Source organism: Aeromonas sp. MTB, from assembly GCF_056632455.1.
On sequence record NZ_CP147026.1, the window covers coordinates 4,377,408 to 4,402,500 of the forward strand.

Sequence of the window (25,093 nt, forward strand, 5' to 3'; positions counted from 1 at the left end):
GAGCTCAGATACCGTACTGGGCGCGGTAAGCCTTCATGGCCGCCAGTTGCGCCGCCAGCTCCGGCTGCTCAGCCTGCTTCTCTTCAAGATAGGCGATGAGATCGCTCATCTGGATGATGGCGATGATGTGGGCGCCGTAGTCACGCTCCACCTCCTGAATGGCGGAGAGCTCGCCCTTGCCCTTCTCCTGACGATCCAGCGCGATCAGCACGCCCGCCAGCGAGGCGCCGTTGGCCTGGATCAGATCCATGGATTCGCGGATGGCGGTGCCGGCAGTGATAACGTCATCCACCAGCATGATGCGTCCCTTGAGCGGGCTGCCCACCAGATTGCCGCCCTCGCCGTGATCCTTGGCCTCCTTGCGGTTGAAGCACCAGGGCACGTCCACGTCGTGCTGCTCCACCAGCTGCACGGCAGTGGCAGAAGCGATGGGGATCCCCTTGTAGGCCGGGCCAAACAGCACATCGAACTCGATACCGGCATCCATCAGAGCGGCGGCATAGAAGCGGCCGAGACGGGCCAGATCGCGGCCGCTGTTGAACAGACCGGCGTTGAAGAAGTAGGGGCTTTTACGACCGGATTTCAGGGTAAATTCACCGAATTTGAGGACCTGTTTCTCCAGGGCGAACTCGATAAATTGACGCTGGTAGGCTTTCATTCTGGCTCCTTGCTTGGCTTGTCGTTGTCTTGTGTGGGGGTATAAAAAAACGCGGACCAGGCCGCGTTTGCAGGATCTGTTGACGCTTCGTCACAGCCGCGACGGAGTCGGTTTTTGCGCAGAACTAGGCATGAGATGCGAAGTTTGGTAATCCAAACGAGGCATCGAATAACGACGTTATGCACAAAAACCGCCCCGTCCCTACGGGTTGCGTGGCAAAGGATGCCATGCGTTGTTGCAGGACTTGCCAAGGGAATAACCATTGGCGGCATCCTGCGCCTAGCCTGGCATCCTTTGACACTGCAACGCGACTTGTGCCGAAACATCAACAGGTCCTGGTATCAGGAGAGCGACTGCTTCTGCAGCGCAATGATGTCGGCGATGCCGCCCTTGGCGAGCGCCAGCATCTCCAGCAGCTCTTCATGGGTGAAAGGCTCGGCCTCCGCGGTGCCCTGCACCTCGATGATGCGACCATCTTCGGTCATCACCACGTTCATATCGGTCTCGGCGGCGGAGTCTTCGATGTACTCCAGATCGCAGATGGCTTCGCCCTGATACATGCCGACGGAGACGGCGGCGATCATCTGCTTGAGCGGGCTCTGCTTGATCATGCCCTTCTCAACCATCCAGTTCAGCGCATCCACCAGCGCCACGCAGGCTCCGGTAATGGAGGCGGTACGGGTGCCGCCATCGGCTTGCAGCACGTCACAGTCTACTGTGATGGAGTGCTCGCCAAGGGCTGTCAGGTCTACCGCAGCGCGCAGGGAGCGAGCGATAAGACGGGAGATCTCCAGAGTGCGGCCACTCTGCTTGCCGGAGGCCGCTTCGCGGTTCATCCGGGAGTGGGTGGAGCGCGGCAGCATGCCGTACTCGGCGGTGACCCAGCCCTGATTCTTCCCTTTCAGGAAGCGCGGCACGCTGGTGTCGACGCTGGCGGTGCAGAGCACGCGGGTGTTGCCGAATTCCACCAGCACGGACCCTTCAGCATGCTTGGTGAAGTGGCGGGTAATGGTGACCGGACGAAGCTGCGCGGCAGTGCGATCGCTTGGACGTGACATGGGACGGACCTCTGGGCTGGCTGAATTGGCGCAGGAGTATAAGCCATCGCGGCCCAAATATCAGCCGCTAAAACCAACACTTCGGCTGACGCACCGGCCCCCGCTGGGTATAATCCAGCCACACTTCATCAAGCCCGGAACAATCAATGATTCACAGCATGACCGCCTACGCCCGCAAGGAACTCAAGGGCGACTGGGGCACAGCCGTTTGGGAAATTCGTTCGGTCAACCAGCGTTATCTGGAGACCTACATTCGCCTGCCGGAGCAACTGCGCAGCCTGGAGCCGGTTCTGCGTGAGCGTTTCCGCGCCAAGCTGCAGCGCGGCAAGGTGGAGTGCAACCTGCGCTTCGAGGCCGCTCAGGCCGCAGCCAGCCAGCTCCATATCAATGAAGAGCTGGCCAAGCTGATCATCGACAGCGCCAGCTGGGTAATGAAAGAGGCGGGTCAGGGTCAGCTCAATCCGGTCGATGTACTGCGCTGGCCGGGCGTCATGGCTGCCGCCGAACAGGACATGGACGCGGTCGCCACCGAGCTGCTCGGCGGTTTTGACCAGACCATGGAAGATTTCCTCGCCTCCCGCGCCAGCGAAGGGGCCAACCTCAAGGCGCTGATCGAACAGCGTCTGGCCGGTATTCAGGTGGAAGTGAAGAAGGTGCGCGTCCATCTGCCGCAGATCATCGAGTGGCAGCGCCAGAAGCTCACCGACCGTCTGGCCGAAGCCAAGGTGGAGCTGGATCCGGCCCGCATCGAGCAGGAGATCGTGCTGCTGGCCCAGAAGATCGACGTGGCCGAAGAGCTGGATCGTCTGGAGATGCACATCAGCGAAACCAACAAGATCATGAAGAAGGGTGGCGCCTGCGGTCGTCGTCTCGACTTTATGATGCAGGAGTTCAACCGCGAGTCGAACACGCTGGGCTCCAAGTCGATCAACGCCGAAGTGACCCAGTCCGCCGTCGAGCTGAAGGTTCTCATCGAGCAGATGCGCGAGCAGATCCAGAACATCGAGTGATCGATTAACCCTCGCTTACCAATAAAAAGAGCCCCTGATTTCTCAAGGGCTCTTTTTTATGACTACGGCAAAAGCGGTAGAGGCAGCTTCTCAGCCGGGGTGGTGATCTGCTCGCTGCACTGCCACCTCGGCAGGCGATCTGGGCTGCATGATGATCAGTGCCATTACCCCCAGGATCACCGCCAGCATCACCGAACCGAAGCGGATCAGACCATCGCTCAGCGCATCGATGCTGGTCGAGGTGATCGAGTAGAACACCAGTACCACATAACTCGAATAGAGCAGCTGGATCGAGTTGTAACTGGCCTTTTTCTCGACGGCGTGGATCCCCATAAACAGGGCGCACACCAGAGTGACCCCCAGTTGCCCAATCAGGTTGGTTTGAAATACGCACATGATCAGGGGCGGCACGGCATAGAGCACGCTGGCATAGGTGGTCAGCAACCGCCGGATACCGTAGTTGTGCCCGAGCGCCGGATTGGGATCCTTGATAATCAGCGCGACCACGATGGCAATGATGGTGCTCTGCTCCAGATCCAGGGTGATGCCGACACAGAGAGTCGTCAGCACCAGTACCGCCTTGAACAGGGTGTGCCAATCCTGATGAGGCGTCTTGCCTGCACCATTGGCTGCAGCAGCGGCATCCGTTAACGGCTCACCACCCGGGAAGATGAAATAGGCCAGATACGCGGTAAACCCTGCCACGAAGATGTTCTTCAACAGCGCCAGCGGTATCTGGTCGACCGAAATCCCCTTCTGTTTGACGAACACCGCAATCATGGCAGTCGCCACGATGAGCAGGATCGCTATCAGGTCCTGCGCGTTTTTCCGGGTACGGTCCATGCACCAGTAGAATACGCCCAGCAGCGCGAGGTAATAGACATGGGGGTAATCCAGCAACAAGGTTGCCAGCCATGCCTGTATCCAGGAGGTCAGATACAAGACCCCGGCCATCAGAAATACCATGATGAGCGGTGGCGGGTTATGGGTGGTGGTGAGAAATACCGCGCACATGGCCGGGGCCAGCAGCGGTAAATCCGTACCAAAGACAAATTGCCAAAACAGCAGTAGCACCGGAAACAGCGCTACCCGCAGCAAGGCATTGGCTGGACTATGAAACATAGCTTATGTAGCTCCATGCCCATATCCAGATATCTGCCAACCGCTCACCCAGATAGGACTCTCCCGGGTAGAAGGCGACGACAGCACGGCCACCGAAGCGCGGGTTCACGCCGGGCGGAAGGTCATCAAACTGGATATTGACCGGGAAGCGCTGGGCGCTCGGCTGGGAGGTAGGGGAATCCAGCAACCCGGTGCCGGTATTGACCTGCAGGCTGCCATTGCCACTGCTGCCAAAACCGATGGAAGTGATTTTGCCGGTGAAGACCTTACCCGGATAAGCATCAAATACCAGCTTGACGGCATCATCCCGCTTCAAATAGGCCAGCGAGTTCTCCCGCACCATGGCGGTCAGCCAGAGCTTATCGGTATTGATGAACGTCAGCAGCGGCTGGCCTGCGCTGGCATAGTTGCCTTTGGCCAGCGCCAGATTGGTGATGACGCCATTGGCGGGCGCCTTCAGCTCGGTATGTTCGAGATTGAGGCGGGCCTGGGCACGCTTGTTGAGCACGGCCTGAATCTCGGGGTTCTCTTCACCGCGCGGGCCAATCTCAAAACGGGCCTTTTCCAGCGCAGAGACGGTTTGCGCCAGATTGGCCTCGGCAGTTTGCAGCTGGGTCAGGCTGTCATCCATCGCTGCACGGCTGATGGTGCCCTTTTTCAGCAGGGCCCGATATCGCTCCACCTGCAATCTGGCGTTGTTGGCCGCAGCGCGGGCGGAAGCCTCATTGGCTTTCGCAACCTTGATGGAGGCAGAATCGGCATGATAGGACTGGGCCGCCTGCTGCAAAGCGAGCTCGGCCGCCTTCTCTTCCAGCTCAAACGGCGCTTTCTCGATAGTGACCAGCAGCTGCCCTTTCGACACTTCATCGTTATTGGCAGCATGGATGCTGGCCACCGGGCCGGATACCTGCGGAGCAAGACGGATCACTTCGCCATTGACCCTTCCCATATCGGTCATGGGGGTCACCCGATCGGCCCACAGGCTGTAAATCCAGAGAATAAAAACTGCCAGGAAAATACCATAAGTCAGCGAACGGGCCTGCTTGGTCTTGTCCTGTGCGGCAGGCACGGTAGCGGCCGTTTTCTCGGTTGCCGCGCTCTTCGGATCACTCATGAGGGTTATTCCTTTTCTGAAATAAATGGGGAGGCAGAATCAATCCAGAAGGCTGACTTTCTTGAAGATCAGATTCTGCTTGGTGCGATATTCAATAAACAGGGTGATAACAAAAGCAAATCCACCGACCAGAATGGCGGCCCAGAAGCTGGAGACGGCAATTTCACCCATGTATTTGGTCCAGATCACCGCCAGCGCCACAAACCAGCCGAACAGGGCGGCACACTGGGTAATCGCGATAGGCAGCATGGTGCGCAAGAACGAGGGATTGAAGCTGCTTTGCAGCGCAGGACGAGCCTTGTGCAGATGGTTGACGAACAGCTTGGCGGTGATCAGCGACAGTATGATCCCCAGACCGAAGGTCAGGGATACCGCCTCGCCCCACACCGATGTCTGCTCGTGGGCAATGGCATTGACCGACAAGGGTACAGAATCGACCCCCTTGAAATGCCAGTGTGCAATCAAGCCGTTGATCACACCGTTAATCAAGCCTGCGACAAGAGAGTCCTGAAGCCGGATATCTGGTTTTGACATTAATAAACTTCCTCATCACTGAATACAAAAATGGCTACAAATGCGAAGAGCCGACTCTGACATATTCACAGCTCGGCCTGCTTCCATCTATCTGATTGGGGATGATACTCGATTCTTGATGACCCTGTTATGTATACGAGCTTCCACTGAAGCCCGGCATACCCTAACCAATCGGCATCACCAGCGCCGGTTGGTGCGGGTCGCTCAGCCGCTCGGCCAGATAGTCCACCAGCAATCGCACCTTGGGGGAGAGGTGGCGGTTATGGGGATAGAGGGCCCAGATCCCCTCCGCCGGGGCCCGCAGCTCGGGCAGCAGCTCGATCAGCTCGCCACGGGCCAGATGGTCACTCACGTAGTAGTCAGGCAGCTGGATGATGCCGATCCCCTTGAGCGCCGCATCCAGCAGGGCATGGCCGCTGTTGCACTGTAACAAGCCGCGCACCCGCACGCTGTGGGAGCGGCCATCCATGGTGAAGTGCCACTCGTCGCTGTTGCCCACCAGACAGGTGTGGCGAGTCAGCTCGGAGAGGCTGTTGGGCATGCCGTGGCGGGCGGTGTAAGCCGGTGAGGCGCAGACATAGGGCACCCGCTGCGCCAGCTTGCGCGCCACCAGCGTCGAATCCTTGAGATGACCGAGCCGCAGCGCCAGATCGTAGCCCTCATGCACCAGATCCAGCAGCTGGTTGGTGAGATTGAGGGTCACCTCCAGCTGGGGGAAGCGCACCATGAAGTCGTTCACCAGCGGGGCGATGCGGCTCTCGCCGTAGGAGACGGGGGCCGTGATGCGCAGGGTGCCTTGCGGCACCGCCTGATGGCGCCCCACCGCCAGCTCCGCCTCGTAGAGGTTGTCCAGCAGCTGACGGCAGTGGCGATAGTAGATCTCGCCAAGTTCGGTGAGTCGCACCTGACGGGTGGTGCGCAGCAGCAGCTTGGCCTGCAGCCGATCTTCCAGCTGCGCCACCTGACGACTCACTTGCGCCACCGACACTCCCAGCTTGCGCGCCGCCGGGGTAAAGCCCCCCTGCTCCGCCACGCTGACAAATTCACAGATCCCTTCCCAGCCGAACATTATTACCTGTGTGTAAAAGTGATTTGAGATTTGCCCTCATTATCACCAAATCGGCGGGAAACTACACTGACTGTCCGAACTCATCTCTGTTCACCCAGCTCAACAAGAAGGATGTCATTCATGGCACAGGTTCAAAGCATCAAGTGTAAAGCCGCCATCGCCTGGGGTCCGGGTCAGCCCCTCTCCATCGAAGAGGTCGAGGTCATGCCGCCGCAAGCGGGCGAAGTGCGGGTGCGCATCGTCGCCACCGGCGTCTGCCACACCGATGCCTTCACCCTCTCCGGTGAAGATCCGGAAGGGGTCTTCCCCTGCATTCTCGGCCACGAAGGGGGCGGCATCGTCGAATCGGTCGGCGAAGGGGTCACCAGCGTCAAGGTGGGGGATCACGTGATCCCGCTCTACACCCCCGAGTGCGGCGAGTGCAAATTCTGCAAATCCGGCAAGACCAACCTCTGCCAGAAGATCCGTGCCACCCAGGGCAAGGGGCTGATGCCGGACGGCACCACTCGCTTCTCGAAAGATGGCCAGCCCATCTATCACTACATGGGCACCTCCACCTTCAGCGAATACACGGTACTGCCGGAGATCTCCATCGCCAAGGTGGACCCGGCCGCCCCGCTGGAAGAGGTCTGCCTGCTCGGCTGCGGCGTCACCACCGGCATCGGCGCCGTGATGAACACCGCCAAGGTGAAGGAAGGTGAGAGCGTCGCCATCTTCGGGCTGGGTGGCATCGGCCTCTCCGCAGTGATCGGTGCCCGTCTGGCCAAGGCCGGTCGCATCATCGCCATCGATATCAACGAGAGCAAGTTTCCGCTTGCCCGCAAGCTGGGCGCCACCGACTGCATCAACCCGAACGACTACGACAAGCCCATCCAGGAGGTGATCGTCGAGCTGACCGACGGCGGCGTCGACTTCTCCTTCGAGTGCATCGGCAACGTCAAGGTGATGCGCGCGGCGCTGGAGTGCTGCCACAAAGGCTGGGGCGAGTCGGTCATCATCGGCGTGGCCGGAGCGGGTCAGGAGATCAGCACCCGTCCGTTCCAGCTGGTGACCGGTCGGGTCTGGCGCGGCAGCGCCTTCGGCGGGGTTCGCGGTCGCAGCGAACTGCCGAGCTATGTGCAGCGCTACATGCAGGGTGAGTTCCGCCTCGATGACTTCATCACCCACACCATGGGGCTTGAGCAGATCAACGAGGCGTTCGATCTGATGCATGAAGGCAAGAGCATCCGCACCGTCATCCACTACTGAGCATGATCACCCCGCCCGCCATCGTGGGCGGGGTGCAGGAGTCCTTTGATGAATCTGGAGATTATCAGCAGCAACAAGAGCTTCGGCGGCTGGCACAAGCGCTATCGCCACAGCGCCAGCGTGCTCGGCTGCGAGATGAATTTTGCCATCTATCTGCCGCCTCAGGCTCTCACCGGCCAGAAGGTGCCCGTGCTCTACTGGCTCAGCGGCCTCACCTGCACCGATGAGAACTTTATGCAGAAGGCGGGTGCCCAGCGTATCGCCGCCGAGCTGGGCATAGCACTGGTAGCGCCGGACACCAGCCCCCGTGGCGACGGCGTGGCCGACGATCCCGGTTATGACCTCGGCATGGGGGCAGGTTTTTACGTCAATGCCAGCCAGAGCCCCTGGCAGGCTCACTACCAGATGTATGACTACGTCACCCGCGAGCTGCCCGACTTGATAGAGACCCACTTCCCGGTCTCGACCCGACGCGCCATCAGCGGCCACTCCATGGGCGGTCACGGAGCACTGATCGCCGCGTTGCGAGAGCCGGGTCGCTACCGCTCGGTCTCGGCATTCAGCCCGATCTGCCACCCGAGCCGTTGCCCCTGGGGCCAGAAGGCGCTTGGCGCCTATCTCGGCAGCAATCCTCTGCTGTGGCAGGAGTGGGATGCCTGCCAGCTGCTGCGCCACCAGCCGGTCACGCCGCTACCAACCTTGGTGGATGTGGGGCTGGATGATCCCTTCCTCGCCGAGCAGTTGCATATCGATGCGCTGGCCGAGGTGGCGGCCAGCAAGGGGTGGCCGCTGGAGCTCAACCGCCACGAAGGCTATGACCACAGCTACTACTTCGTGGCGAGCTTTATCGAGGCGCACCTGCGCTTTCACGCCCGCCATCTCTGATCAACACAGGCCCGTTGCGGGCCTGTTTCAGTTGTGGTGATCGGTTGGCTTCAGCTGCCCGCGCGGGTCACCCCGCCGGAGCCCACGATTTGCTGCTCCACCTCGGGGTCACCCCAGTAGGTGATATTGCCGGTGCCTGCGATGCCGATCTTGAGCGTTTTCTGGGCCCGTACCTCCACATCACCGCTGCCGGCGATATTGACCTCGACCTCGTTGCCACGCATTTCGCTGCCCAGCACATCGCCAGCACCGGCAATGTTCAGCTCGATGCTAGTGGCAGAGCCGCTCCCCAGATCCAGGCTACCTGCACCAGCGATATTGCCTTTCAATCGCTGTACCTCCAGCTGGCTGGCGACGATACCACCGGTTCCAGCCACCGACAGTTCCAGCGCCTCGCCCTTGAAGCCACTCAGATCGCCGTTGCCGGTACCTGCCAGCGCCATTTCACTGAGCTCTGGCAGGGTGATGGTGATCTCCAGCGGTTCGGTAGGCCGCAGTCGGTAACCATCCTTCACCTCGATCTCCAGCTTGCTGCCGCGCTCACTCAGCTCCAGATAGGGCAAGAGATTTGCCTGCCCCTTGATCAGGATCCCGCGCTGCTCGCCCGCCACCAGATGGAGGGTGGCCGGAGTTCCCGCCAACACCCGGGTCACCCGCTCGCCCAGCGCCTGCTGGCGCTCGACCACAGCCCCCGTTCCGGTCACTCTGGTCTGATCCAGCCAGTGACAACCACTGAGCCCCGCCATCAACATGACAACCATCATCCATTTCATCGCTACTCTCCTCCTTATGTGTTGGCCATCCAGGGCCAATTGGTTTTCATGCTTTGCAAAGCGTGAGCCAAAAATTAACTTAATGATTCAAAAGGAAATAACCATTAAACCCAGAACAAACCGAAGAATCCAGAGAGCCATTTAGACCATATTTTGGTGAAAATAACCATTCTCGAACGGATATGATTGTGGCTGATTGGCGGGTCGCCCTGCCGGTCACTATGCTGACAGCCCGTGGAAGTTTTTAATTGCCCTGCCGGTCTGTTGAGCCAATAGTGGTACTTCGTGCGTACCAAGCTCTCCATTGCGGTAATGTAATTACCACTGTCTTGTCAGTCTTCACTGCCAACAAGGAGTCAGAGCGTGACCCAAGCAAGCCCTCTCTATGCCACCGCCATCGGTCTGCCGGAACCGACTCGCACCCCGCTGCTGACCGGCAGCGATCCCGAGCAGAAACGGCGCGAGCTGCTCACCTACTTTTGCCAGACCTTCGATCTCTACGATTCGCTGTTCGACTGTCTGGCCGATGAGCGGGCCTGGTTCAACAAGGCGATCCCGCTGCGCCATCCGCTCATCTTCTACTACGGCCACACCGCCGCCTTCTTTATCAACAAGCTGCTGGCGGCACGCCTGATCGATCAGCGGCTGGATGCCCGCATCGAGGCCATGGTCGCCATCGGGGTGGACGAGATGAGCTGGGACGATCTGGACGAGACCCACTACGACTGGCCCAAGGTTACCGAGCTGCGCAGCTATCGAGCCAGAGTCCGTACACTGGTGTGCGACTTCATCCGGCAGATGCCGCTCACCCTGCCCATCGACTGGCAGAGCCCGGCCTGGGTGATCCTGATGGGGATAGAGCACGAGCGCATCCACCTCGAGACCTCCAGCGTGCTGATCCGCCAATTGCCGCTCGCCTGGGTGCGGCCGCAGCCTTATTGGCCCGCCTGCGCCGAAGCACGCCGCCACATTGATCAGGTGCCCGCCAACAGCCTGCTGCCGGTGGCCGGCGGCAAAGTGCGACTGGGCAAACGGGACGCCACCTACGGCTGGGACAACGAATATGGCGAACGCCATATCGAGCTGGCCCCGTTTCAGGCCAGCCGCATGCTGGTGAGCAATGCCGAGTACCTCGCCTTCGTCCAGGCGGGCGGCTACGGCCAGCAACAGTGGTGGGATGAGGAGGGATGGGGCTGGTGCCAGTACGCCAAGGCGCAGATGCCCACCTTCTGGGTGGGTGATTCCACCAAGCCCGAACAACTGCAGCTGCGGCTGATGACCGAGCAGGTCGCCATGCCCTGGGACTGGCCAGTCGAGGTCAACCAGCTGGAGGCGGCTGCCTTCTGTCGCTGGAAGGCGGCCCGGACCGGGCTCCCCATCCAGCTGCCGAGCGAGGCAGAGTGGCAGTTGCTGCGCGAGCAAGTTCCCGGCGATCAGCCGGACTGGACACAGGCCCCCGGCAATATCAATCTGGCCCGCTACGCCTCCCCCTGCCCGGTGGATGCCTGCCCGCAAGGGGAGTTCTTCGATCTGGTGGGCAATGTCTGGCAATGGACCAGCACCGCCATCGATGGCTTCGACGGCTTTAAAATCCACCCGCTCTACGACGACTTCTCCACCCCCACCTTTGATGGCAAGCACACCCTGATCAAGGGCGGCAGCTGGATCAGCACAGGTAACGAAGCGCTCAAATCATCCCGTTACGCCTTCCGGTGTCACTTCTTCCAGCATGCGGGTTTCCGCTATCTGGTCTCCCGTTATCAGGAACCCGTTATCGTGAATCCCTATGAAACCGACACGCTGGTCGCTCAGTACCTCGACTTCCAGTACGGCCCGAGCCACTTCGGGGTAGCCAACTACGCCAAGACGCTTGCTGATCTTGCTGGCGACCTGTGCAGCAACCACCAGCGGGCGCTGGATATCGGCTGCGCCACCGGCCGCGCCAGCTTCGAACTGGCCCGCCACTTCCAGCATGTGGACGGGGTCGACTACTCGGCCCGCTTCATCGATGTGGCGCTGGCCCTCGCCAGCCAGGACAGCTTCCGCTACGCCATTCCGCTGGAGGGTGAACTGGTGGAGTATTGCGAGGCGCGCCTGTCGAGCCACGGGCTGGGGGCGAGTCAGGCTGAGCGCATCCACTTCAGTCAGGGGGATGCCTGCAACCTCAAGCCCAAATATGACCACTATGATCTGGTGCTCGCCTCCAACCTGATCGATCGGTTGCGGGAGCCCGCTCGCTTCCTGCGGGATATCGCCCCCCGGCTGCGCAGCGGTGGCCTGCTGGTGCTCACCAGCCCTTATACCTGGCTGGCGGAATATACCCCGCCCACCAACTGGCTCGGTGGCATTCGTGAAAACGGCGAGGCGCTCACCACCTATCAGGCGCTGCAACGGCTGCTGGCGGCGGAGTTCGAGGAGCACTGCCCGCCGCGGGATGTGCCCTTCGTCATCCGCGAAACAGCCCGCAAATACCAGCACACGGTGGCGCAGCTGACCGTCTGGCGCAAACGCTAGTCCGCCGATCGGCATGCAGATGAGAAGAGGGAGGCCAACGGGCCTCCCTCTTGTTATGGCAATAAAAACGGCGCGAGTATCAATGCCCCTGCTCGTGATAGCGGCGCGCCAGCACGGCGCAGACCATCAGCTGGATCTGGTGGAAGATCATCAGCGGCAACACCATCACCCCGACGCTGACGGCCGGGAACATGACGTTGGCCATCGGCACCCCGTTGGCGAGACTCTTCTTGGAGCCGCAGAAGACGATGGTGATCTCGTCCGCCTTGTCGAAACCGAGACGACGGCTGATCCAGACGTTCCAGCAGAGCACCAGCGCCAGCAAGACGCAGCTCAGCAGCACGATACTGGCCAGATCGTACCAACCTACTTGATGCCAAATCCCCTGCACCACCGCCTCGCTGAAGGCGACATAGACCACCAGCAGGATGGAGCTCTGATCCAGCTTGCCGATGAGCGGACGATGGCTGTCGACCCAGCGACCGATGAGTGGACGTGACAGGTGGCCGACCACGAACGGCAGCATCAGCTGCATCATGATGGACTGGATGGAGTGCCAGGTGTCGATCCCCTCCCCTTGCACGTGGATCATCATCCCCACCAGCACCGGCGAGAGGAAGATGCCGAGGATGCTGGAGGCCGAGGCGCTGCACACCGCTGCCGACACATTGCCCCCCGCCATCGAGGTGAAGGCGATGGCCGACTGCACTGTGGCAGGCAGAGCGCAGAGATAGAGGAAGCCGAGGTAGATGGCCGGGCTCAGCCAGCTCGGTACCAGTGGCGTGAGCAGCAGCCCGAGCAGCGGAAAGAGCACGAAGGTGCTGGCCATCACCACCAGATGAAGCCGCCAGTGACCGAGGCCCGCCAGCAGGTTCTGGCGTGACAGCTTGGCGCCATGCATGAAGAACAGGAGCGCCACCGCCAGCTTGGTCAGCAGACCGAACCAGACAGCCACCTGCCCCTCGCAGGGAAAGAGGGAGGCTAGGGTGACCACCGCAATCAGCACAACAGTAAAGGGATCCAGACGCACGAAAGGTCTCCATCAGAGGGCATCCTGCTACCGTGGCGGCAGTCAGGATTGGGGAGGACAAGAAACAGAGCGGGAGATGTCTGGCACCTCCCGCTAAAACGAACCTCCAGCTTACCCCGATAACGGAGAGGCGCAACGTTGTGCAGCGGTTAATTGTTCATCAATGCTTAACGCCTTTGCTTTGTCGAATAGCGGAAGTTGCTGACCCGCGGCCAGATAGCGCCAAACCGGGGCTAAATGGATAAAAAAAACGGGCGACCCAGGCCGCCCGTCACGCTTTTTCATCCAGCCGATCAGCGCTGGCTGGCCAGCTTGCCGTTGCCGATTTTCTTGTCATTGCCGGCGAGCTTGCGGGCCTGCCGCTTCTCGAAGCGGGAGATCCACCAGTAGGCCAGTGCCGAGAAGACCGCGGTCATAAAGACGTTGATGAAGAAGGCGCGCACCAGATCCACCCCGGCCGGGAATGCGGAGGCGCTCATGCTCACCACGAAGATGGCGATCAGCACCGACACCACACCCATCCCGAACTTGCGCGACCCCATGCGGAAGTCACGGGGGGTGTCGTCATGTTTCCAGCGGAACACGAAGTAGGCCACCATGATGAAGATCGGTGGCAACATGGCAGTACCGGCGGTGAGGTTGATGGCGGTGTTCATCATCTGCTGCACCGACTCGGAGCCGAAGCCGTTGACCACCAGCATCGCGAACACGAAGACAAACTGCCACCAGGCGGCGCGCACCGGCACACCGTGCTCGTTGAGCTGGGTGGTCTTCTCGCCGTAAACCCCCTGCGGGATCTCGGAGAAGTGGATCTTCACCGGCGCCGAGGTCCACATCATCATGGAGCCGAACATGGCGATAAACAGCACCACGCCGACGAAGCGGCCCACCAGCGCCTCGGAGAGCCCGAAATACTGCGCCATGCCAGTGAAGATCTCCACCATGCCGCCGGCATAAGTGAGGCTCTCACGCGGTACGAACACGTTCACCAACAGGGAACCGACCGCATACATGGCACCGATGACGATACCGGCGCTGATGATCACCTTGATGAAGGACTTCTGGCCGCCCTTCACATCATTGAGGTAGGCCGCTGCGGTCTCGGCACCGCCCGCCGCCTGGAAGATCCAGCACATGATGCCGAGGGTCGCCCAGTTGACGGTGGGGGTCATCGCCTCCAGCGTGATGGGCTGGGCCGGCACATGATCGCCACTCAGGGCCATCAGGGCGCCCAGCACATAGATGGCGAACAGGGCAAACACCCCGTAGGCCACTATTTCGGCAATCTTGCCCAGCCAGCTCGCCCCCTTGGTGGAGATGTGAGTCGCCGCCGCGAACAGCACGATGGAGATGATCGAGGTGACCATGGGGGAGAAGCTGTACTCATAGCCCAGCATGGCGTAGGAGGCGTAGGCGATGACGTTGGGCAGCAGAGATACGAACCAGAACAGGTTCACAAACCAGTAGAGAAACGAGCCCAGATAGGCCATCCGGGTACCGAGCGGCTTTTTCAGCCAGTCGTACATCCCCGACTCGGAGTTTTTGTTGGCCGAAACGAACTCGGCGATGATGAAGACGAACGGAATGAAGTAGACGATGGTCGCCAGCAGGAAGATGGGGGCGGAGCTGAGCCCCAGCTCGATGTTGTTGTTGACGATGTTGCGCACGTTGAACACGGCGGCAAAGGTCATCGACAGCAGGGCAAACTTGCCTATGGTGCCGCGTACGGATTCAGACATGGTGTCCTCCAGTGGACTTGCGCTCCCTGCGGGTAACGCTGTGACTCTGTGATGTGTTCAGCAAGGGTCTGTCGGCCCCGCGCTTTACTCTCTTGTTATGATCGGGCCGCGTGGACGGCCTCGTTGCTGAACCGGTGCCGTCTCCCGCACCGGCTCGCAATACCAGTCAGACGATCGGGGTGCCCGGCGCCATCGGCACCCGCGGCTGCAGCAGCACGCTCTGGCTCTCGTCCGGGGTCTCGGCACAGAGCAACATGCACTCGGAGCGCTCACCGCGCATCCTGGTGGGCTTGAGGTTGGTCAGCACTACCACTTCGCTGCTCATCAGCTCCTCTTCGCTGTAGTAAGGCACCAGACTGGTGACGGTCTGAAGCGGCCGCTCGCCCCCCACGTCGATCTGGACGATGTAGAGTTTGTCGGCACCGGGATGACGCACCACCTCCAGCACCTTGCCCACCTTCATCTCGACCCGTTTGAATTCGGCAAACTCGATCGTCTCGCTCATGCTCTTTTCCTTTTCTGGTTCAACGGTTTGCGGGTGGCCAACGGCCACCCGGTTTGATTGGGATTAAAAGCCGTGCCTATGGCGTCTGCATGGCAACCTGCGCCGTCGGCTGGGCCTCTTTCGCGCGCGCTTCGGCGCTGAGGGAGGCCTCGTATCTGTTGTATTTCCACCAGGCGAAGCCGAGGAAGATCACGATCCCGCCGACGTTGTAGAAGATGATGGTCATGATGTCGGCGCCGGTCGGGAAGGTGGAGGCGAGGAAGCCCACCGAGAAGATGGCGATCAGCACCGACACCACGGCGATGCCGGTGGTGCGCGACCCCATCTTGAACTCCCGTGGCAGGTGGTCGAGCTTCAGGCGCAGATTGAGGTAGGCCAGCATGATGAACAGCGGCGGCAGCATGGAGGCGGCGGCGGTCATGTTGATGACGGTGTTCATCAGATCCTGCGCGGTGTTGGAGCCCAGGGTCGGGATCACCATCAGCGGCAGCACTATGAGGTACTGGATCCAGGCTGCCCGGGCGGGTACGCCGTTCTCGTTCAGCTCGACGGTTTTCTTGCCGAAGATGCCGGCCGGGATCTCGGAGAAGAAGATCTTCACCGGGGTCGCCGTCCACATCAGCAGGGAGCCGAACATGGCGGTGAAGGAGACCAGCCCGACGAAGCGGTTCATCAGGATCTCCGGCAGGCCGAAGTAGGCCGCCAGCCCCTCAAATACCTGCACCGAGCCGCCGGTATATTTCAGGGTACCGCTTGGTACGAACACGTTGATCAACAGCGATGCGATGGAGTAGAGCACGCCGATAAAGATCCCGGCGATGATGATCACCTTCACGAAGGATTTGGAGCCCCCTTTCACGTCATTGACGTAGACCGCCACTGACTCGGCACCACCGGCTGCCATAAAGATCCAGGTGGTGATGCCGAGGAAGGCCCAGCTGAAATCGGGGATCATGGCCTCTACCGTGATGGGGTCAGCCGGTTGCACGCCGCCCACCAGTGCCGCTCCCGCCAGCAGGATGTAGGAGAGGGTCAGCAGCAGCATCAGGGACGAGGTCACCGAGGTGATGGGGCCGAGCATCTTGGCGCCGTTGGTGGAGACGTAGGTGGCAAAGGCAAACAGCACCATGCTCAATGCCGTGGTCGCCACCGGAGTGAGAATGTACTCGTAGCCGAGAAAGGCATAGGAGGCGTAGGCGATAACCCGCGGCAGCAGCGAGGTGAAGAAGAAGAGGTTCACGAACCAGTAGGTATAGGCGGAGATAAAGGCCCAGCGCCCGCCGAGGGAGCTCTTCACCCAGGCATAAACACCCGCTTCGGAGTTCTTATTCAGTGACACAAATTCCGCAATGATCAGGCAAAACGGAATGAAGTAGAAAATGGTGGCCAGAAAGAACATCGGGGCCGAGGCCAGACCGATTTCGATGTTGTTGTTGATGACGTTGTTGAAGCTGAATACCGCCGCGAAGGTGAGCGACAGCAAACCAAACTTGCCTATCGTATTGCGTTTGGAATCAGACATGGTGCATCTCCAGACCTGTAGTTATTGCCGCGAAAGAGCGGGGCATGATTTGTAGGGTGAGCCCCGCCCTTCCGGCTTTTATCAGTGCAGAACCAGCGGCTTGTTATTTGTTCTTGAAGTAGCCGCCTTCGACGGTGACCTTGATGATCACTTTGCGCACCGGCGCATCGCCGACGAACCGGTAGGCTTCATCGTTCTCGAAGATCACCACCTGACCGTTGCCGACTTTCTGGCGCTCACGCACCTCGCCTGCCAGCCACTCGCGGTCGGTGGTGTCGTCATAGGCCTGCTCGACCGCCAGCTCGCTCTTGGCAGCCCACTCCACCGTCTCTTCCCCTTCCAGGTAGTAGTGAACGTCGAAGTAGCGGCGCTGCCCCTCGAACAGGGAGGTGGCCGGGCTGGCCCCCTCCTGCAAGCGGTAGGTGAGGGAGTCACCGATGGAGTGGCAGATGCCGGGCTTGAGGTTCGGCAGGTTGTTGATGGCCTCCACGCAGCGGCCCCACTTCTTGCCCTCCCGGTAGATGTTTTTGAACAGGGTCAGGTTGTCCAGAGTGATCATGCGAGGTTCCTCCCGCCGTTGATGGAGAGATCGATCCCGGCCAGCGCAGCCGGATTGAGGTTGCCACGGGCGATGGGCAGCAGGGTCAGGCCGAAGCTGAATGGCTCGAAGCGCACCCGCCAGGAGTCCAGCACCTCGGAGCCCCAGGAGTTGGAGCCTAGCCCCAGTACCTTGTGATCCAGATTGAGGGTGAGATAACCGCTCGGTTCCAGCTCGTTGATGTGCTGCGCCGCGTGGATATGCTCCCAGCTGTAGGGCCAGACGCTCAGGTTGATGGGGGCATCGGGCCGCACGTAGAGACCGGCGCCGTGGCGGTTGGTCAGGGTCGCCCAGCGCACCTGCTGACGGTTGCCGTTGTCCTGCGGGAAGGGGTAGTGCTCCCACATCTCGCTGACTGTGCTCTGGAAGCTGTCGATCCAGTTGCTCTGGCGGCTGTCCTGATAGTTCTCGCCCGGTCCCATGCCGTAGTAGTGCACCCGGTCGAGATCCTGACGAATGCCCAGTTCGAAGCCGATCTTGGGGATGATGTCGTCGTAGCCGCCGTAAGGCTGACCAGAGAGCGCCACGTGCAGCTGACCATTCGGGCTCAGGGTGTAGACGTAGCGGCAGCGCATGCCGAAGTCGAACACCGGCGGCGCGATCAGGCTCTCCACCGTCACCTCGACCGCCTCGCCCAGCTGACGCCAGCTTAAGCCACGGAAGTGCTCCTGCATGATCTGCAGGTGGCTGGGGTACCACAGGCTCTCGTACTCCTGCTTGTGGTTGTCGATCATCGGCTTGAAGAAGGTGAGGCGCGGCGAGCGCTCAATCAGCTCGATACCATCCTGCTGCCAGCTCACCAGCTTGCCGTCGAGGCGCGAGAAGCGCAGGGCAAAGCCGCTGCCACTTAAGACAAGCGCGAGGCGCTCATCGGCAATCTGCAGCGCAGTAGCGTTGGGGTTGGCAAAGGGTCGCAGCTGGCGAGTCGACTCTTTCAGCTGGAACTGGTACTGGCCCAGCTCGTGTTCCGCCGCGCTATAGCGGGTGGCGGTGGCCTTGATGACCCGCAGCTGGACAAAAGTTTCCCGCCCATCGAGGGATGGCAGCTCGAGTTGCAACTCGGTGATGGCACCGGGGGCAATACCTTCCAGCCGGATTTGCTGGCTGGCCAGCAGCTCGCCCTCGGCCTTCACTTCAACCAGCAGGCGGATGTCGTCGAGAGTGGAGAACCAGTAGCGGTTTTCCACCGCCAGCTTGCCGCAGGCCAGATCCAGAGCCCGCACCTTGACCGGGCAGATCACCTGCTTGTATTCGCGCAGGCCAGGCCCCGGGGTTTGATCCGGATAGATGAGGCCATCCATGCAGAAGTTGTAGTTGTTGGGGTAGTCGCCGTAGTCGCCGCCGTACTTGTAGACGGGGCGGCCCTGCTCGTCCTGATCCAGAATGCCGTGATCACACCACTCCCAGATGTAGTGGCCCTGAATGTGGGGATGGCGGTCGAACACCTGCTGGTATTCACTCAGGCCACCCGGGCCGTTGCCCATGGCGTGGGCGTATTCGCAGAGAATGCGCGGCTTCGCCATCGGGAACTCGCCGAAGCAGTTCATCTGGGAGACGCGCGAATACATGGTGCTCACCACATCCACCACCTCGGCATCGCGATCCTCTTCGTAATGCACCAGTCGGGTCGGGTCGATCGCCTTGCAGCGCTGGTACATAGCTCTGATGTTGCAGCCGTAGCCGGACTCGTTGCCGAGCGACCAGATGATGATGGAGGGGTGGTTCTTCTGGGCGTGCACGTGGCGCTCGATGCGATCCACGAACACCGGCTCCCAGAAGGGGTCGTCGGTGATGCGGCTGAGATCGCCAACGTTGGCAAAACCGTGGGTCTCCACGTCGGTCTCCGCCATCACGAACAGACCGTACTGGTCGCACAGCTCATAGAAGCGAGGATCGTTCGGGTAGTGGGCGGTGCGCACCGAGTTGAGGTTGTGCTGCTTCATCAGCACGATATCGCGTTCAACACGATCCATGCCGACTGCGCGACTCTTGAGGTGGTCGTTGTCGTGACGGTTCACCCCGTGCAGCTTGAGGTAGTGGCCGTTGACGTAGAAGAGGCCATTCTTGACCTTGATTTCACGCACCCCGACCCGCTGCGGGATCACTTCCAGCAGCTCACCCCGACCGTTGTAGAGGGAGAGTTGCAGCTGGTAGAGGTAAGGATCTTCGGCGCTCCACAGATGGGGATTGGCCAGATCCAGCGTGAAGCGGCAATCACACTTGCCGTCGATGGCGAGATGGTCGAGGGAGCCGCTGGCGATCTCGCTGCCCTGATCCAGCAGGGACCAGACCAGACGGTGATCACGGACGGGCGTCCCCAGATTTTCCAGCTGAATGTCGCAGCTCAGGGTGGCACTTTGATTGTCATCGGCCAGCGCGGTGCGGATGAAGAAGTCCTGCACATGGGCGGCCGGTTTGCCCACCAGATAGACGTCGCGGAAGATCCCCGCCATCCACCACATGTCCTGATCTTCGATATAGGTGGAGTCGGCCCACTGCATCACCCGCACTGACAGCAGGTTCTCGCCAACCTTGGCGTAGGCGCTGATATCGAACTCGGCGGTGAGACGGCTGCCCTTGCTGAAGCCGACGTAGTGGCCGTTCACATAGACCTCGAAGTAGGTCTCCACCCCGTCAAACTTGATGATCACCTGCTCGCCGTCCCAGGCCGTGCTCAGCGTGAAGCTGCGCTGATAGGCACCGGTGGGGTTGTTGGTCGGCACGAAGGGCACATCGATGGGGAAGGGAAAACCTTCGTCGGTGTACTGCAGCTGGCCATGTCCTTCCATCTGCCACATGTTGGGCACGGTGATCTGGCCCCACTCGCTCATGGGGCTGTGATAGAAGGCCTCCGGCACCTGCAGGGGGTGGTCGAAGTAGTGGAACTGCCACTGGCCGCCAAGGCTCAGAAAACGGCGGCTCAGCTCGCGCTGCATGGTGGCCGCCAGCGCGTGGTCGGCATAAGAGAAGAAGTAGGCACGCGGGGCCAGCCTGTTTTCACCAACGAATTGGACGTTTTCCCAGTTATTCACATGTCCTCCCGGAACAAGGCAACGTTAACTGAGTAAACCTTAGATAAACATTTACTAAATATCAGTTTTGAGTTGGTAAAGTTTTAACCTGATCACAATGAACAGATGGTTTTGTGAGCGAGATCAGAGGCGGGAGATAAAGGAAGGCAAGATATGGAGGAGTGGCATGGATGTTGATAAGAGTTGGCTGATTATCAATAAAATCAATTATAAAACAATATTATATGAAGTTGCTGGATGATATGGGAAAGAGGTTTGCTTGAGAGAGGTGTCGCACCACCGCAAGATGGCGCGACTAAAAAGCAGATTATTTTACTAAAATTAGCGAGTAGTGCCACGCAGGGTCAACTTGCTCGGTACCAACACCCGGAGTGGAATATCACGATCGTCACGCAGCCGTTCAACCAGCAAATTGACCCCCTGGGAGCCCATCAACTCGGAGTGGATCCGCACAGTGGAGAGCGGTGGGAAGGTGAACTTGGCGGTTGGAATATCGTTGACGCTGATAAGCTCGATCTGCTGGGGAATCGCCAGTCCCTTCTCATGAATGGCACGTAACACACCAATCGCGATGGAGTCGGAGGCGACAAACAGCGCCTTGGGCCAATCCCCTGCCAGCATCTCCTTCGCCAACTGGTAGCCGGAGGCGCTGGAGAAGTCCCCACGATAGAGATCGCTCTCCTGCACCACCCCCAGCCGCTGGCCATAATCCCGGAAGGCCAATTCACGCAGATCCGGATTCTCATCCTGGCCACCGATATAACCGATACGCTGGTGTCCCTGAGCGATAAAATAATCCACCACTTGCTGGCTGATCAGGGCGAGATCCACATCGACCGAGTCGAACTCTCCCTGTGAACGGCAGTCGACAAACACCAGCTGGCTGGAACAAGCCCTTAGCTGGGCGAGACGCTCGGTTGTGAGGGTGCCGACTACCAGAATGCCATCCACGGCGCTCAGCTCACGCCCTTCACCGCAGTTGTAGAGATGGGTCAGCTCGATATTGAGGCGGGCACTCTGGGTTTCGATACCATAACGGATGGCGAGATAGTAAGGGTCGTTGACCTCGGTACTCTGGGGATAGGCATAGACCACCAGAAAGTGCAGCTTGCTCTTGTGTACCCCCTTGCGGGCGCTGCTGGTCTTGTACTCCAGCCGTTCGGCAATCTCGAAGATCCGCTGCTTGGTCTCTTCCTTGACGCTCAGGCTGGGATCCTCGTTCAGTACCCGGGATACCGTGGCGAGAGAAACCCCCGCTTCCTGTGCAATTTCCTTCAACGTAGCCATCAATACCTCGCTGGCAGCATCACGTGTTAATCGGCAACGGCTAAAGAGTAACGGGCAATCCCTTGATAGCCCAGCACTTTTACTAAAATGCCGGCGGCATGACAGATTTTTGGAACGCAGAAATGCAAAAAGGCCTCCCGAATGGGAGGCCTTTTCTAAATAGGTGCCTGACAGTGTCCTACTCTCGCATGGCGAATGCCACACTACCATCGGCGCTACCGCGTTTCACTTCTGAGTTCGGCATGGGATCAGGTGGTTCCACGGCGCTATTGCCGTCAGGCAAAAGCTTTTAAAACTAACTTGAAAATGGTGCTGATACCCAGAATCGAACTGGGGACCTCATCCTTACCAAGGATGCGCTCTACCGACTGAGCCATATCAGCACACTAACCGGTAAAGACCACGCTGGGCGTAATCTTGAAATTGGGTTCCTGGCAGTGTCCTACTCTCGCATGGCGAATGCCACACTACCATCGGCGCTACCGCGTTTCACTTCTGAGTTCGGCATGGGATCAGGTGGTTCCACGGCGCTATGGCCGCCAGGCAAATTCTTTAATCTAGAAAGCTGACGTGAATAACAACTTGGCTAGTTTGCCTTGTCACTATCACTGAATTAGTAGTTCGCTTGGTATTTGCTACAAGGCCAGAAACACTTCTTGGGTGTTGTATGGTTAAGCCTCACGGGTAATTAGTATGGGTTAGCTCAACACGTTGCCGCGCTTACACACCCCACCTATCAACGTTGTGGTCTCCAACGGCCCTTTAGGACCCTCAAGGGGTCAGGGATGACTCATCTCAGGGCTCGCTTCCCGCTTAGATGCTTTCAGCGGTTATCGATTCCGAACTTAGCTACCGGGCAGTGCCACTGGCGTGACAACCCGAACACCAGAGGTTCGTTCACTCCGGTCCTCTCGTACTAGGAGCAACTCCCTTCAATCATCCAACGCCCACGGCAGATAGGGACCGAACTGTCTCACGACGTTCTGAACCCAGCTCGCGTACCACTTTAAATGGCGAACAGCCATACCCTTGGGACCGACTTCAGCCCCAGGATGTGATGAGCCGACATCGAGGTGCCAAACACCGCCGTCGATATGAACTCTTGGGCGGTATCAGCCTGTTATCCCCGGAGTACCTTTTATCCGTTGAGCGATGGCCCTTCCATTCAGAACCACCGGATCACTATGACCTACTTTCGTACCTGCTCGACCTGTCCGTCTCGCAGTTAAGCTGGCTTATGCCATTGCACTAACCTCCTGATGTCCGACCAGGATTAGCCAACCTTCGTGCTCCTCCGTTACTCTTTGGGAGGAGACCGCCCCAGTCAAACTACCCACCAGGCACTGTCCGCGAGCCCGATTCAGGGCCCTGCGTTAGAACATCAAACATACAAGGGTGGTATTTCAAGGACGGCTCCAGCGCAACTGGCGTCACGCCTTCAAAGCCTCCCACCTATCCTACACATGTAGGTTCAATGTTCAGTGCCAAGCTGTAGTAAAGGTTCACGGGGTCTTTCCGTCTAGCCGCGGGTACACCGCATCTTCACGGCGAATTCGATTTCACTGAGTCTCGGGTGGAGACAGCATGGCCATGGTTACACCATTCGTGCAGGTCGGAACTTACCCGACAAGGAATTTCGCTACCTTAGGACCGTTATAGTTACGACCGCCGTTTACCGGGGCTTCGATCAAGAGCTTCGCTTGCGCTAACCCCATCAATTAACCTTCCGGCACCGGGCAGGTGTCACACCCTATACGTCCACTTTCGTGTTTGCAGAGTGCTGTGTTTTTGATAAACAGTCCCAGCCATCTGGTCACTGCGACTCCCGACAGCTCCATCCGCAAGGGACTTCACCATCAAGAGCGAACCTTCTCCCGAAGTTACGGTTCTATTTTGCCTAGTTCCTTCACCCGAGTTCTCTCAAGCGCCTTGGTATTCTCTACCCGACCACCTGTGTCGGTTTGGGGTACGATGACTTGTAATCTGAAGCTTAGAGGCTTTTCCTGGAAGCAGGGCATCAATGGCTTCCGCACCGTAGTGCGTTCGTCTCGTGTCTCAGTGTTGTGTCTCCGGATTTGCCTAGAAACACCACCTACGCACTTTCACCAGGACAACCGTCGCCTGGCCCACCTAGCCTTCTCCGTCCCCCCATCGCAATTACAAGTCGTGCAGGAATATTAACCTGCTTCCCATCGACTACGCCTTTCGGCCTCGCCTTAGGGGTCGACTCACCCTGCCCCGATTAACGTTGGACAGGAACCCTTGGTCTTCCGGCGAGGAGGCTTTTCACCCCCTTTATCGTTACTTACGTCAGCATTCGCACTTCTGATATCTCCAGCATACCTCTCGATACACCTTCGCAGACTTACAGAACGCTCCCCTACCACTCACACATAAGTGTGAATCCGCGGCTTCGGTGCCTGGTTTGAGCCCCGTTACATCTTCCGCGCAGACCGACTCGACTAGTGAGCTATTACGCTTTCTTTAAATGATGGCTGCTTCTAAGCCAACATCCTAGCTGTCTGAGCCTTCCCACATCGTTTCCCACTTAACCAGAACTTTGGGACCTTAGCCGGCGGTCTGGGTTGTTTCCCTCTTCACGACGGACGTTAGCACCCGCCGTGTGTCTCCCGGATATTACTTACTGGTATTCGGAGTTTGCATGGGGTTGGTAAGTCGGGATGACCCCCTAGCCCAAACAGTGCTCTACCCCCAGTAGTATTCGTCCGAGGCGCTACCTAAATAGCTTTCGGGGAGAACCAGCTATCTCCGAGTTTGATTGGCCTTTCACCCCCAGCCACAGGTCATCCCCTAACTTTGCAACGTTAGTGGGTTCGGTCCTCCAGTTGATGTTACTCAACCTTCAACCTGCCCATGGCTAGATCACCCGGTTTCGGGTCTACACCTTGCAACTAGACGCCCAGTTAAGACTCGGTTTCCCTACGGCTCCCCTATACGGTTAACCTCGCTACAAAATGTAAGTCGCTGACCCATTATACAAAAGGTACGCAGTCACCCCGAAGGGCTCCCACTGCTTGTACGTACACGGTTTCAGGTTCTATTTCACTCCCCTCACAGGGGTTCTTTTCGCCTTTCCCTCACGGTACTGGTTCACTATCGGTCAGTCAGGAGTATTTAGCCTTGGAGGATGGTCCCCCCATATTCAGACAGGATGTCACGTGTCCCGCCCTACTCGATTTCACATCAAGGTCGTTTTCGTGTACGGGGCTATCACCCTGTATCGCCGGCCTTTCCAGGACCGTTCCACTAACTTCCAAGATGCTTAAGGGCTAATCCCCGTTCGCTCGCCGCTACTGAGGGAATCTCGGTTGATTTCTTTTCCTCGGGGTACTTAGATGTTTCAGTTCTCCCGGTTCGCCTCTGTTACCTATGTA

Annotated in this window: 18 protein-coding genes, 1 tRNA gene and 3 rRNA genes (1 of these 22 running past the window's edge); 4 read left to right on the plus strand and 18 right to left on the minus strand. The window is 59.2% G+C overall.

Going from position 1 to position 25,093, the window contains the following annotated elements:
- Positions 1-4: 4 nt before the first annotated feature.
- Positions 5-658 (minus strand): orotate phosphoribosyltransferase, encoded by a 654-nt coding sequence (pyrE, locus tag WBR25_RS20075; protein WP_005356114.1) that lies wholly within the window; start codon positions 656-658, stop codon positions 5-7.
- Positions 659-999: 341 nt separating this feature from the next.
- The gene (rph, locus tag WBR25_RS20080) at positions 1,000-1,716 is read right to left on the minus strand and encodes a ribonuclease PH (RefSeq protein WP_026080315.1); all 717 of its coding nucleotides are present in this window, start codon (positions 1,714-1,716) and stop codon (positions 1,000-1,002) included.
- Positions 1,717-1,862: 146 nt separating this feature from the next.
- Between rph and WBR25_RS20085 the strand changes: the two genes are divergently transcribed.
- Entirely contained in the window at positions 1,863-2,726 is an 864-nt protein-coding gene (locus WBR25_RS20085) for a YicC/YloC family endoribonuclease (RefSeq protein ID WP_042031958.1), read from the plus strand.
- A 90-nt stretch (positions 2,727-2,816) separates the two neighbouring features.
- On the opposite strand, the gene WBR25_RS20090 is transcribed toward WBR25_RS20085, so the two are convergent.
- The 4 genes from WBR25_RS20090 to WBR25_RS20105 all read right to left on the minus strand — a co-directional run bounded on the left by WBR25_RS20090 (position 2,817) and on the right by WBR25_RS20105 (position 6,565).
- Positions 2,817-3,848, minus strand: coding sequence for a DUF2955 domain-containing protein (locus tag WBR25_RS20090; protein ID WP_042031959.1), 1,032 nt, complete (start codon positions 3,846-3,848; stop codon positions 2,817-2,819).
- A complete protein-coding gene (locus tag WBR25_RS20095; protein ID WP_479749056.1) occupies positions 3,838-4,962 on the minus strand; it encodes an HlyD family secretion protein in 1,125 nt (374 codons plus the stop codon). The genes WBR25_RS20090 and WBR25_RS20095 overlap by 11 nt, the downstream gene beginning before the upstream one ends.
- 39 nt (positions 4,963-5,001) lie before the next feature.
- The gene (locus tag WBR25_RS20100) at positions 5,002-5,496 is read right to left on the minus strand and encodes a hypothetical protein (protein WP_042031961.1); all 495 of its coding nucleotides are present in this window, start codon (positions 5,494-5,496) and stop codon (positions 5,002-5,004) included.
- Between the two features lie 163 nt (positions 5,497-5,659).
- A complete protein-coding gene (locus tag WBR25_RS20105) occupies positions 5,660-6,565 on the minus strand; it encodes a LysR substrate-binding domain-containing protein (protein ID WP_479749058.1) in 906 nt (301 codons plus the stop codon).
- A 120-nt stretch (positions 6,566-6,685) separates the two neighbouring features.
- Here WBR25_RS20105 and WBR25_RS20110 point away from each other — a divergent pair, with 120 nt between their 5' ends.
- A complete protein-coding gene (locus WBR25_RS20110; protein WP_479749059.1) occupies positions 6,686-7,813 on the plus strand; it encodes an S-(hydroxymethyl)glutathione dehydrogenase/class III alcohol dehydrogenase in 1,128 nt (375 codons plus the stop codon).
- Between the two features lie 48 nt (positions 7,814-7,861).
- Positions 7,862-8,698 (plus strand): S-formylglutathione hydrolase, encoded by an 837-nt coding sequence (gene fghA, locus WBR25_RS20115; RefSeq protein ID WP_479749060.1) that lies wholly within the window; start codon positions 7,862-7,864, stop codon positions 8,696-8,698.
- A gap of 50 nt (positions 8,699-8,748) precedes the next feature.
- Here the strand turns inward: fghA and WBR25_RS20120 are convergent, their stop codons facing one another.
- Entirely contained in the window at positions 8,749-9,471 is a 723-nt protein-coding gene (locus WBR25_RS20120; protein ID WP_479749062.1) for a head GIN domain-containing protein, read from the minus strand.
- 363 nt (positions 9,472-9,834) lie between these two features.
- Here WBR25_RS20120 and ovoA point away from each other — a divergent pair, with 363 nt between their 5' ends.
- Positions 9,835-11,985: a 5-histidylcysteine sulfoxide synthase gene (gene ovoA, locus WBR25_RS20125; protein WP_479749064.1), complete on the plus strand. Its 2,151-nt coding sequence runs from the start codon at positions 9,835-9,837 to the stop codon at positions 11,983-11,985.
- 79 nt (positions 11,986-12,064) lie between these two features.
- Here the strand turns inward: ovoA and WBR25_RS20130 are convergent, their stop codons facing one another.
- The 11 genes from WBR25_RS20130 to WBR25_RS20180 all read right to left on the minus strand — a co-directional run.
- Complete coding sequence (locus tag WBR25_RS20130) at positions 12,065-13,015, minus strand: bile acid:sodium symporter family protein (RefSeq protein ID WP_479749065.1); 951 nt, start codon at positions 13,013-13,015, stop codon at positions 12,065-12,067.
- A gap of 293 nt (positions 13,016-13,308) precedes the next feature.
- Positions 13,309-14,754, minus strand: a complete 1,446-nt coding sequence (locus WBR25_RS20135; protein ID WP_058056267.1) for an amino acid permease — start codon at positions 14,752-14,754, stop codon at positions 13,309-13,311.
- A 166-nt stretch (positions 14,755-14,920) separates the two neighbouring features.
- Positions 14,921-15,259: a tRNA-binding protein gene (locus WBR25_RS20140; RefSeq protein WP_058056268.1), complete on the minus strand. Its 339-nt coding sequence runs from the start codon at positions 15,257-15,259 to the stop codon at positions 14,921-14,923.
- Positions 15,260-15,335: 76 nt separating this feature from the next.
- Entirely contained in the window at positions 15,336-16,781 is a 1,446-nt protein-coding gene (locus tag WBR25_RS20145) for an amino acid permease (protein WP_005339567.1), read from the minus strand.
- A 103-nt stretch (positions 16,782-16,884) separates the two neighbouring features.
- Positions 16,885-17,340 (minus strand): beta-galactosidase subunit beta, encoded by a 456-nt coding sequence (locus tag WBR25_RS20150; RefSeq protein ID WP_224969130.1) that lies wholly within the window; start codon positions 17,338-17,340, stop codon positions 16,885-16,887.
- On the minus strand, positions 17,337-20,411 hold the full coding sequence (ebgA, locus tag WBR25_RS20155; RefSeq protein WP_479749067.1) for a beta-galactosidase subunit alpha: 3,075 nt from the start codon (positions 20,409-20,411) through the stop codon (positions 17,337-17,339). Before ebgA ends, WBR25_RS20150 begins: the two co-directional genes overlap by 4 nt.
- Before the next feature lie 321 nt (positions 20,412-20,732).
- Positions 20,733-21,698, minus strand: coding sequence for a transcriptional regulator EbgR (ebgR, locus tag WBR25_RS20160; RefSeq protein ID WP_129504952.1), 966 nt, complete (start codon positions 21,696-21,698; stop codon positions 20,733-20,735).
- Positions 21,699-21,863: 165 nt separating this feature from the next.
- A 5S ribosomal RNA gene (gene rrf / locus WBR25_RS20165) occupies positions 21,864-21,978 on the minus strand.
- Positions 21,979-22,005: 27 nt separating this feature from the next.
- Positions 22,006-22,081 (minus strand) — tRNA-Thr (locus tag WBR25_RS20170).
- A 46-nt stretch (positions 22,082-22,127) separates the two neighbouring features.
- Positions 22,128-22,242: ribosomal RNA gene (gene rrf / locus WBR25_RS20175) — 5S ribosomal RNA — on the minus strand.
- A 123-nt stretch (positions 22,243-22,365) separates the two neighbouring features.
- Positions 22,366-25,093 (minus strand): 23S ribosomal RNA (locus WBR25_RS20180) (it continues 162 nt past the right edge of the window).